Raw genomic sequence first — 10,174 nt, forward strand, 5'->3', positions numbered from 1 at the left:
CCCAGCCCCACCACCGCCAGCCCGGTTGATCTCCCGGCGTTTTAAAAACTATCCGAAACGACTACTGACACACGCACCTAGGGTTTTCGGCTCCCGCGCAGCTCCCGGGCGATGGCCGCCAGTTCCCGGGCCGAATCATCCCAGCTGAACGTCGCCGCCCGTGCCACGGACGCCGCGGAGCGGGCCCGCCAGGCGGCGTCGTCGGCCAGCTCGGTCACGGCCCGGGCGAAGGCGGCGGGGGAGTCGGCGGGCACATACAGTGCCGCGTCGCCGCCCACCTCGCGGAAGATGGGCGTGTCCGCCACGACGACCGGCGTGCCCAGCGCCATGGCCTCCACGAGCGGCAGCCCGTAGCCCTCGGCCCGGGACAGCGTCACGAGCGCCGTGGCGCGCAGCAGCAGCTCGTCGTACTCGGCGTCGCTGACGCCGTTGTGGAACACCACCGCGGCGCCGGCGGGCACCAGGGCCTCCAGTTCGGCGCGCCGGGCGTCGGCAATACGGCTGAGCAGGTGCAGCGTGAACCCGGGCAGCCCGGCCATGCCGGCGATGAGCGTCTCGACGTTCTTGTACGGCATGAACGAGCCCATGTACACGAGCGACTTCTCCGGCGGCACCGACGCATCCCGTGGCAGCCGGCCGCCCTGCGGGGCGTTGCCGACGATGCGGACCGGGCGTTTGGTGAGCCGGTGCGCGGCCATCAGGTCCCGGGTCGTGCGGCTGATGGTGGCCACGGCGTCGGCACGGTTCAGCAGCAGCCGTTGCGGCCAGTACGCCTTGTGGTACAGCCGCCACAGCACGCGCACGGGCGCCGGCAGGAAGCCGGGCGGGGCCGGGTGCTCGTAGTAGATCAGATCGTGCAGGGTCAGCACCAACGGGTACTTCCGCCCCCAACTGCCCATCGTCTGCATGGGGCAGAACACCAGGTCCGGGGCCAGCTTGTTCACGTCCCGGGCCACGAACAGTTCCCTCGGCGACAGCGGCGAGCCGATCAACACCGACGGCACGTCCGGCAGCAGTTCGAGTTGGCGTTCGTCGCTGATGAGCATCGTGACGCTCGCATAGGGCACGACGGCGGCGATGAGGCTTGCGCCGTACCGGCTGATGCCGTCGTGGTGCCCTATGCGGGTGAACCGGGCATCGATGACGATGTGGGGCACGTCGCTCACGGGGCCGGATGCCTTTCGAGGAAGTCCAGGATGGCGGCGGCGGCCGGCTGCGGCGTCTCATAGTGGATGAGGTGGCCGACGTCGTCGATCACGACGAGTTCGGCGTCGGGCAGGCGCGCCAGCAGCTTGTGCTGGTCCGGCAGCGTCGCGATCTCGTCCCGGGCGCCGGCGATGAGCAGGGTCGGCAGCGACAGCTGCGCGGCGACCTGGCGCACGGTGCCGCTGATGGAGGCGCGGAACGCCTCAAGCAGCATGTCGCGGTTCGCGAAGCTGCTGAAGTGGGCGTGGTGCTGGCCGTGGATGAACTCGAGCAGCGACCTGTCCTTCGTCTTGGCCATGGCCACGCTCATCACGTGCACGATCGGCCGGCTGCGCAGGAGCGCATTGCCCAGGGACGCGGGCAGTTTGGCGGCCGTCCGGTAGTAGAGCGCGGCCAGCTTCGTCATGATGCCCTTGGGCCCCTCGAGTGCTGGCGCCGCGATCGGGTTGACCAGGAGCAACGCAGCCACCCGGCCCGGGTGCGCGGCGGCGAAATGAGCGGCCACGATCGAGCCGAACGAGTGCCCCAGCAGGATGGTGTCCCGGCCCAGCGCCAGGGCGTCGAGGAACGCGGCCAGGAAGCGCCCGTAGCCGGCGATGTCGTGTTGCCGGTCGGTGAACGCGGCGGACTCGCCGAAGCCGGGCAGGTCGGGCATGACGATGCGCATCTGCGGCAGTTCCTGCACGACGCGCTCCAGGCCGTGGTGGTCGCCGCGGAACCCGTGCACCATGACGATGGTGCGCGTTCGCGCCGTCCACCGCACCGGGGCGTAGTCCCAGTAGCGCACCGTGGTCCCGTCCACCTCCACCGTGTACCGGCCCACCCGGTCGCCCAGGACCACGGCGATGGGTGACGTTCCCGGCGTCGTGCCTTGCCGCACCCTAGTTCACCGCGTTGGGGTTCGAGCCGGTGCGTTCGCCGCGGTCCAACGCCGCGATCGCGGCCAGCTCGGCGTCGTCCAGCGCGAAGTCGAAGACGGCCAGGTTCTCGCGGATGCGGGCCGCGCTGCTGGCCTTGGGGATGACCAGGTTGCCCAGCTGCACGTGCCAGCGCAGCACCACCTGGGCGACCGAGCGGTCGTGGCGGGCCGCGATGGACGCCAGCACCGGGTCGGCCAGCAGCTTGCCGCGGGCCAGCGGGCTCCACGCCTGCGTGTGGATGCCCAGCTCGGCGTGCCGGGCGCGCAACCGGTCCTGCTGCAGCCACGGGTGCAGTTCGACCTGGTTGACGGCGGGCACCACCTCGGTGGCGTCCAGCAACCGCTCCAGGTGGGCCGGTTCGAAGTTGGAGACGCCGATGGCCCGCACCCGGCCCTCATGGTACAGGCGCTCCAGCGCGCGGTACGTCGGGATGTACAGGTCGCGTTCGGGGCACGGCCAGTGGATGAGATACAGGTCCAGGTAGTCCAGGCCGAGCCGGTCCATGGATTCGTCGAACGCGGCCAGCGTGCTGTCAAAGCCGTGGCGGTCGTTCCACACCTTCGAGGTGACGAACACGTCCTCGCGGTCCAGGCCGCCCGCCACCGCGTCGCGGACGGCCCGGCCCACGCCCTCCTCGTTGTCGTAGAGCGCGGCCGTGTCCACGAGCCGGTACCCGGCGTCCAGGGCCGTGCCGACCAGGGCCGTGCTGTCCTCGGCCGCGACCTTGTACACCCCAAAGCCGAGCTGGTCGATGCGCACGCCGTTGTTGAGCGAAACCTTCGGTGCCTGATGCATGCCTACGACTCTACCCAGTTCTACCCGGTGATCGGCGCGTGGCCCTCGTCCCCGGACGCGACAAGCGCCCGTGCCGTCTTCTCGTCCAGGATCAGGTCCGTGGCCAGCCCGGCCGCGAGCGCGCCGCGCAGGCCCTTGATCTTCCGGGCGCCCGAGACAACGCAGATGCGCCGGCGCACCTTGCGCAGCGTGTCCAGGGCCGGGCCGCTGGACCGGTCGTTGAGCACGATGCCCGCATCGGTGCCGTCGGCGCGGAAGAAGACGGTGGCCACGTCGCCGGCCGCGCCGCTGGCCTCCAGCTCATCCAGGTCCGTCTCGTCCAGATAGCCGCCCGCATAGACGTGGCTGGGGATGTCGGAGTCCATGGAGCCGACGCCGAAGATGGCCAGCGTCATGCGTGACTGCAGGTCCAGGATGCGCCGGACGCTGCGTTCGCGCCACATCAGTTCCTTTGTCTCGGCCCGGTCGAAGAACGCCGGGACCGGGAACTGCTCCACGACGGCGCCGTACGCGGTGCCGAAGCGGCGGATGATCTCCGACGCGTACGAGATGCCCGTGGTCTGGGTGTTGCCGGCGCCGTTGAGTTGGACGATGACGGTGCCGTGGGTGGTCTTGCGGGCCAGGTGCCTGCTGACGGCGCTGACGGTCGAGCCCCAGGCGACGCCGACGACGGCGTTCGAGTCCACCAGCGGGCCGATGATGCGGGCGGCCTGCGTGCTGACCCGGTCCAGCACCTCGGCGTCGTTGGTGGTGTCGGCCACCGGCACCACGTTGACGTCCACGCCGAAGCGGTCCTTGATGGCCCGTTCCAGTTCCGGCGTACGGTCGGCCGGCGACTTGATCTGGATCTGCACGAGCCCGGACTCGCGGGCCGCCGCCAGCAGGCGCGAGACGGTGGACCGGGACGTGCGCAGGTCGCGGGCGATGGCGTCCATGGTCAGGTCCTGCAGATAGTACATTTGTGCAGCCCGGAGCGCGTCCGACTGCCGTGTGCGCTTGTTGGGCATTAGCTCCCACTCCATCTTGCACGTTTGTGCAACCATGTTGACTATATTTTCCCGGTCTTCCAACAATAATGGGAGCAGGTGTCCCGGCGCATGAAACCAGAACACGAACCGGGGCACGAAACAAGACTCGAATGAGGTCGACTTGAGAAACCCCGGCAGCGGCGACGAATCCGCAACGGCCCGAAACCTCCCGTCAATGCGCCCCCAGGTGGACGCCCTGCGCGACCGGCCGCACGCTAGGGTGCTCATCATCGGCGGCGGCATCAACGGCGTCGGCACGTTCCGCGACCTGGCCCTGCAGGGCGTTGACGTGGCCCTCGTCGAGCGCGGGGACTACTGCCAGGGGGCCTCCGGCGCGTCCTCGCACATGATCCACGGCGGCATCCGCTACCTCGAGAACGGCGAGTTCCGGCTGGTGCGGGAGTCCGTCGTCGAACGCAACCGGCTGCTGAAGATCGCCCCGCACTACGTCAAGCCGCTGAAGACCACCATCCCGATCAACAGTCTCTTCTCCGGCATCCTGGCCGCGCCGCTGCGCTTCCTGACCCACAGGCAGGGCAAGCCGAAGGAGCGCGGGGCGTTCCTGATCAAGGCCGGGCTGAGCCTGTACGACGCGTTCTCCCGTGATGGCGGCACCGTGCCCCGGCACCAGTTCATGGGCCGGACGAAGGCGCTGGCCGAGCTGCCGGCGCTGAACCCCGGCATCAAGTACGCGGCCACCTACTTTGACGCCTCGGTGCACAATCCGGAGCGGCTGACCCTCGACGTGCTGCAGGACGGCGAGAAGGCGGGGCTGGGCGCCGGCGGCGAGAACCGCGCCCGCGCCACCAACTATGTGTCGGTCACGGCCGTGACGGCCGACGGCGTGCAGCTCACCGACCAGCTCACCGGGGAGACGTTCACGATGACGGCCGACGTCATGGTGAACACGACCGGCGCGTGGGTCGACGAGACCAACCGGGCCCTGGGCGCCGGCACCCGTTTCATGGGCGGGACGAAGGGCTCGCACATCGTGTTGGACCACCCGGAGTTGCTGGCCGCCTGCCAGGGCCGGGAGATCTTCTTCGAACACACCGACGGACGCATCGTGCTCATCTACCCGATGGGGGACCGCGTGCTGGTCGGCACCACCGACGTGGACGCCGACATGGGCGTGGACGCGGTGTGCACCCCCGCGGAAATCGACTACTTCCTCGAGCTGATCGGCCACGTGTTCCCCGCCGTCACGGTCTCCCGCGAGGCGATCGTGTACAGCTTTTCCGGGGTGCGCCCGCTGCCGCGCCACGATGAGACGGCTCCCGGATTCGTGTCCCGCGACTACCGGATCGAACGCGCCGACCACGTCATCGCCGGGCGCACGGTGCCCACGCTCAGCCTGGTCGGGGGCAAGTGGACGACGTTCCGTGCACTGTCCGAGCACCTGGCCGACGAGGTTCTGGCGATCCTGTCGGAATCCCGCAAGGAGTCGACGGCGCAGCTGGCCATCGGCGGCGGCGCGGGCTTCCCCACCACCCCTGGCGGGGTCGAGGCGTGGATCGCCGCCCACACCGGCGCGGGCATCGATGCCACGCGGGCCGGGGTGTTGCTGACCCGGTACGGCATGCGCGCGCAGGCGGTGCTGGACTACCTGGCCGCGGCACCGGACAGGGTTTTCGACTCCACGCATGAATTGAGCGCCCGCGAGATCGCGTTCATGGTGGAGCACGAACAGATCGGCCATCTGGTCGACGTGCTGATCCGGCGCACGTCGCTGGCGTTCCGCGGGCTCGTCAGCGCCGAGCTGCTCGTGGAACTGGCCGGCGCCCTGGCCGGGCCGATGGGGTGGGATGCCTCCTTGCAAACGGCGGAGATCGCACACGCACAAGACGTCCTGGCCCGGTTCCACGGGGTCAGGGTCGAAAGCTTGATCGGCTAGGCCTCGGCCGGCAGATCAGGAACGGGCGGTCCTCACTCGAGCCGCTTGACAACCGAATACAAGCAAGGAGTCAAAGATGAACCTTGGAGTCGTGTTCCTGTCCGAGGTGGCGGGAACGATGATGCTGACCATGCTGGGTTGCGGCGTCGTCGCCAACGTTGCATTAAGGGGAACCAAGGGCAACGCCGGCGGCTTCCTCATGGTCAACTGGGGGTGGGGGCTGGCCGTCATGTCCGGCGTCTTCGTCGCCGCCAAGTCGGGCGCGCACCTGAACCCCGCGGTCACGGTGGGCATCCTGTCCAGCGGGGCCGCCAACTACGCACCCAACGTGCCGGTCACGTTCGGATCGACGATCACCTACTTCGGCGGCGAAATGCTGGGGGCGTTCATCGGCGCCGTGGTGTGCTGGCTGGCCTACAAGCAGCACTTCGACCATGAGTCCGATGCCGCCACCAAGCTCGGCGTCTTCTCCACCGGTCCGGCCATGCGCAGCTACGGCTGGAACGTGGTCACGGAAATCATCGGCACGTTCGTGCTGGTGTTTGTGATCCTGCACTTCGGTGGCGGCGTGACCGGGTTGGGTCCGCTGCCCGTGGCATTGCTGGTTGTCGCCATCGGCGCCTCCCTCGGCGGCCCCACCGGCTATGCCATCAACCCGGCCCGTGACCTTGGCCCGCGCATCGCCCACGCACTGCTGCCGATCAAGGGCAAGGGCTCCAGCGACTGGAGCTACTCCTGGGTTCCGATCGTCGGCCCCCTGGTCGGTGGAGCGCTGGGCGGGCTGCTCTCCAACTGGCTGCCGCTGATCGTCAAATAGGTCCATCCGGGGGATTCGTCCGTTAGCAGTACAAACAAAGGAACAAAGATGAACCAGTATGTAATTGCCATCGACCAGGGTACGACGTCCAGCCGCGCGATCATCTTCGACCATGACGGGAACATCGTCTCCTCCGGCCAGCTCGAGCACGAGCAGATCTTCCCGAAGGCCGGGTGGGTCGAGCACAACCCCGTGGAGATTTGGGACAACACCCGCGAGGTCATCGGCAAGGCCCTGGCCGCGGCCAACCTGACCCGCCACGACATCGCCGGCGTCGGCATCACCAACCAGCGCGAGACCACCGTCGTCTGGGACAAGAACACCGGCCAGCCGGTGTACAACGCGATCGTTTGGCAGGACACGCGCACCCAGGACATCGTGGATGCGCTGGCCGCGGACGGAGGGGTCGAGCGCTTCAAGGACAAGGTGGGCCTGCCGCTGGCCACGTACTTCTCGGGCACCAAGATCAAGTGGATCCTGGACAACGTGGAGGGGGCCCGGGCGCGCGCGGAGGCCGGCGACCTGCTGTTCGGCAACACGGACAGCTGGGTGACGTGGAACCTGACCGGCGGCCCCAACGGCGGCGTGCACATCACCGATGTCACGAACGCGTCGCGAACCATGTTCATGGACCTGACCACGCTGTCCTGGGACCAGGAGATCCTGGATGTCTTCGGGGTGCCGTTGTCGATGATGCCGGCGATCAAATCGTCCTCCGAGGTGTATGGCACGGTCGACGAGCACCAGTTGCTGCGTGAGGTGCCGGTGGCCGGCATCCTCGGTGACCAGCAGGCGGCCACGTTTGGGCAGGCTGCGTTCGAGACGGGCGAGGCCAAGAACACGTACGGCACGGGCTGCTTCCTGATCTTCAACACGGGGGAGGAGATCGTCCACTCGAAGAACGGGTTGCTGACGACGCTGGGCTACAAGCTCGGCGACGCCGCCCCGCACTACGCGCTGGAGGGGTCCATCGCCGTCACCGGGTCGCTGATCCAGTGGCTGCGCGACAACCTGAACTTGATCGCCAGCGCCCCGGAGGTCGAGGAGCTGGCCGCGCAGGTCGAGGACAACGGCGGCGTGTACATCGTGCCGGCGTTCTCCGGCCTGTTCGCCCCGTACTGGCGTTCCGACGCCCGCGGCGCGATCGTGGGGTTGACCCGGTTTGTGAACAAGAACCACATTGCCCGCGCGGCACTGGAGGCCACCGCCTTCCAGACGCGCGAGGTGCTGGACGCCGTGAACGCGGACTCGGGCGTCGACCTGACCGAATTGAAGGTCGACGGCGGCATGGTCGCCAACGACGCGCTGATGCAGTTCCAGGCCGACATCCTGGGCGTGCCGGTGATCCGCCCGAAGGTCACCGAGACCACGGCGCTCGGCGCCGCCTACGCGGCCGGACTCGCGGTCGGGTTCTGGAAGGACCTGGGCGAACTGTCCGCGCACTGGAGCGAGGACAAGCGTTGGGAGCCGGCCCTGGACGGGGCCGAGCGCGACCGCCAGCTGCGGCTGTGGAAGAAGGCCGTCACCAAGTCCATGGACTGGGTCGACGACGACGTGCGGTAGCGTCTGGCGCCTGATTCTCCTGATTGAATCGGCGGCCCCGGGACGTTTGGCTTCGGCCGGCGTTCCGGGGCTGTCCGTTTCAGCCACCAATTCGCGGCCACCGAGTATTCGCGGCCACTGAATAGAGGGTGGCCCAGTAATGGCTGTCCGGGGCGACGTCCAGGTGGATGATTGTGGGCTTCCCCGGGTTCAGGAGCGGGCCGGAGACATTTCCGGCCCCGTCAATGGAGCAGGAGGAGGCGCCCCATCCCATCCCGTCGTGCTGCCGCGTGGCCTTCCACCCGCCACTGCCCGTGCAGGCGACGATGATGCCACGATTGGTCCGGCCATGGGTCAGGGCTGGAACGTGGATGTCCGCGGGTCCCATGCCGACCGCCGTCAGTTCGATTCTTGCCGAGGCTCCGTGCTTGGGGCCGTGCTTGGGGTCCTGGGCGGCTTGCCCGCCGAGGATGCCGACGCGCTGCACGTGGGCGTTTGCATTGGTCAGCTGCGTTGCCGTGTTGGAGACGGCATCGGAGGCGCTCGCCGACGATGAGATCGCACCCGTGTCCGGCGTTGGTCCCGGCTCGTTCCCGGTGGTGCATCCGGAAACGGCCACGGTGGCGCCGGTGACGGTCAATGAGGCTGCGGCTCCACGCAGGCCATGGCGAGTCCTCATGGGGGAAGTCCAGTGGACCGCGCTCGGCGGTCCGGGCGCGTGACTGGCCCGTCAGTCTCGGGGGTTGAGCCGGGTGGTGAGGAGGTGTTCGAGGGGGCTGAGGCGTGGGGGTGTGCGGGTGTGGCGGGTGTTGCTGGTTCTCGCATTGGCGCCGGTGCGGTTGGTTGTCCGGCCGGGTCGGGTGTGCGTCCGGTGGCCGGCGCCGCCGATGCGCCCTGCGGTGTTGCCCGGGGCGGTCTTGTTCTGGCCGGCGTTCACCAACGCGCTGTTTCCCAGTGCGGTGGTGTCCAGCGGGACGGTGATGACGGGGCCGGACCGGCGGGCGGGCAGTGCCCGTTTCTCTCTTCCACCGTTGCTGTTTTGCGCAACCNCGGGTATGGCCGGCAAACCGCCGCCATGTCGCATCCGCCTTGCCTTCAACAGCTTTTTCAGCAGCCGGCGCAGCTGTCGCGGGTACTCGGGGGCCGGGGTGTCGGGTGGTTCGGGCGGGTGGTAATGGCCCGAGGGCGCGGTCCAGCCGGGCCGGCCGGTCGCGGTCATCGCCGGTGTCCAGCCGCGCCGNGAGCGGGGTCCCGTCCGCGTCACGGAACGGCGTGGCCGGGCCGTGCTCGTCCGGGTGGCGCCCGTGTTTGTCCCTGCCGTCCGCATAGTGCTTGAGGGTGTGGTGGCGTGGACACAACCACTCGAGGTTGGCGTCGACGGAGGCGCCGCCGGCCTCCCAGGCCAGGAGATGGTCCAGGTCGGTGTCGGCGACGACCGTGGNCTGGCGCAACCGCAGCCGCAGGCGCATCCGCTCGCTGACCCGGTACCGGTCCGGGGTCGGGGCCAGCGCCGCCCCGGTGACCGGGTCGGTGAGCACGCGCAGGAAACTCGACGCCCCGGCCAGCAGCCGCCGGGCGACGTCCACACTGAGGGGCCCGTAGCCTTCGAGCTCGGCCGGTTCGCCCGTCAATCCGAGCAACGCCAGGACCGGGACGGTGACGAGTACCTGCGCCCGCGGCGACGGGCCGTCGGGCCCCTGCCCGGCCAGGATGCTCTCCGGTCGCCCCTCACCGGCCCCCTCACCCGACCCCTCGGCGCCCGCGCCGCCGTCGGCACGCGCGCCGACTCCGCCACCGGCCNCGGGTTGGCCGTGTGGCCGTGCAGGAGCAGGGTCGCGGCGGCGTCGACGCGCAGCTGGGCCAGGGTGCGGGGCTCGCCCGGGCCCTGCGCGGCCCGGGCCAGGGCGGTGGCCCGGTTCCAGATGCCCTGGGCCCGCTCGGCCGGCACGTACAACCCCAGCCAGGACATCCC

The 10,174-nt window shown here is 69.3% G+C and carries 8 protein-coding genes; 3 read left to right on the plus strand and 5 right to left on the minus strand.

Features of this window, described 5'->3' with window-relative positions:
- Positions 1-77: 77 nt before the first annotated feature.
- From EJC77_RS19320 to EJC77_RS19335, 4 genes are read right to left on the minus strand one after another with little or no spacing between them, the layout of a single operon-like run.
- Positions 78-1,166, minus strand: coding sequence for a glycosyltransferase family 4 protein (locus EJC77_RS19320; RefSeq protein ID WP_240630379.1), 1,089 nt, complete (start codon positions 1,164-1,166; stop codon positions 78-80).
- Complete coding sequence (locus tag EJC77_RS19325; protein ID WP_125616646.1) at positions 1,163-2,086, minus strand: alpha/beta fold hydrolase; 924 nt, start codon at positions 2,084-2,086, stop codon at positions 1,163-1,165. The genes EJC77_RS19320 and EJC77_RS19325 overlap by 4 nt, the downstream gene beginning before the upstream one ends.
- 1 nt (position 2,087) lies before the next feature.
- On the minus strand, positions 2,088-2,921 hold the full coding sequence (locus EJC77_RS19330; protein ID WP_125616649.1) for an aldo/keto reductase: 834 nt from the start codon (positions 2,919-2,921) through the stop codon (positions 2,088-2,090).
- Between the two features lie 20 nt (positions 2,922-2,941).
- A complete protein-coding gene (locus EJC77_RS19335) occupies positions 2,942-3,880 on the minus strand; it encodes a sugar-binding transcriptional regulator (RefSeq protein WP_420820341.1) in 939 nt (312 codons plus the stop codon).
- Positions 3,881-4,124: 244 nt separating this feature from the next.
- On the opposite strand from EJC77_RS19335, the gene EJC77_RS19340 reads away from it, so the two are divergent.
- From EJC77_RS19340 to glpK, 3 genes are all read left to right on the plus strand, one after another.
- Positions 4,125-5,843 (plus strand): glycerol-3-phosphate dehydrogenase/oxidase, encoded by a 1,719-nt coding sequence (locus EJC77_RS19340; RefSeq protein WP_125616652.1) that lies wholly within the window; start codon positions 4,125-4,127, stop codon positions 5,841-5,843.
- 76 nt (positions 5,844-5,919) lie between these two features.
- The gene (locus tag EJC77_RS19345; RefSeq protein ID WP_125616655.1) at positions 5,920-6,660 is read left to right on the plus strand and encodes an MIP/aquaporin family protein; all 741 of its coding nucleotides are present in this window, start codon (positions 5,920-5,922) and stop codon (positions 6,658-6,660) included.
- Positions 6,661-6,708: 48 nt separating this feature from the next.
- A complete protein-coding gene (gene glpK, locus EJC77_RS19350; RefSeq protein ID WP_125616658.1) occupies positions 6,709-8,223 on the plus strand; it encodes a glycerol kinase GlpK in 1,515 nt (504 codons plus the stop codon).
- A 79-nt stretch (positions 8,224-8,302) separates the two neighbouring features.
- On the opposite strand, the gene EJC77_RS19355 is transcribed toward glpK, so the two are convergent.
- A complete protein-coding gene (locus tag EJC77_RS19355) occupies positions 8,303-8,881 on the minus strand; it encodes a hypothetical protein (RefSeq protein ID WP_125616660.1) in 579 nt (192 codons plus the stop codon).
- Positions 8,882-10,174: the final 1,293 nt, after the last annotated feature.

This window comes from Specibacter cremeus (assembly GCF_003946885.1).
In the GTDB taxonomy this organism is placed as follows: Bacteria; Actinomycetota; Actinomycetes; order Actinomycetales; family Micrococcaceae; genus Specibacter; species Specibacter cremeus.

Coding starts and splice junctions, on each gene's coding strand:
- EJC77_RS19330 (WP_125616649.1), bottom strand. CDS start 2,921: ATGCATCAGGCACCGAAGGTTTCGCTCAACAACGGCGTGCGCATCGAC.
- EJC77_RS19335 (WP_420820341.1), bottom strand. CDS start 3,880: ATGTACTATCTGCAGGACCTGACCATGGACGCCATCGCCCGCGACCTG.
- EJC77_RS19340 (WP_125616652.1), top strand. CDS start 4,125: ATGCGCCCCCAGGTGGACGCCCTGCGCGACCGGCCGCACGCTAGGGTG.
- EJC77_RS19345 (WP_125616655.1), top strand. CDS start 5,920: ATGAACCTTGGAGTCGTGTTCCTGTCCGAGGTGGCGGGAACGATGATG.
- glpK (WP_125616658.1), top strand. CDS start 6,709: ATGAACCAGTATGTAATTGCCATCGACCAGGGTACGACGTCCAGCCGC.
- EJC77_RS19355 (WP_125616660.1), bottom strand. CDS start 8,881: ATGAGGACTCGCCATGGCCTGCGTGGAGCCGCAGCCTCATTGACCGTC.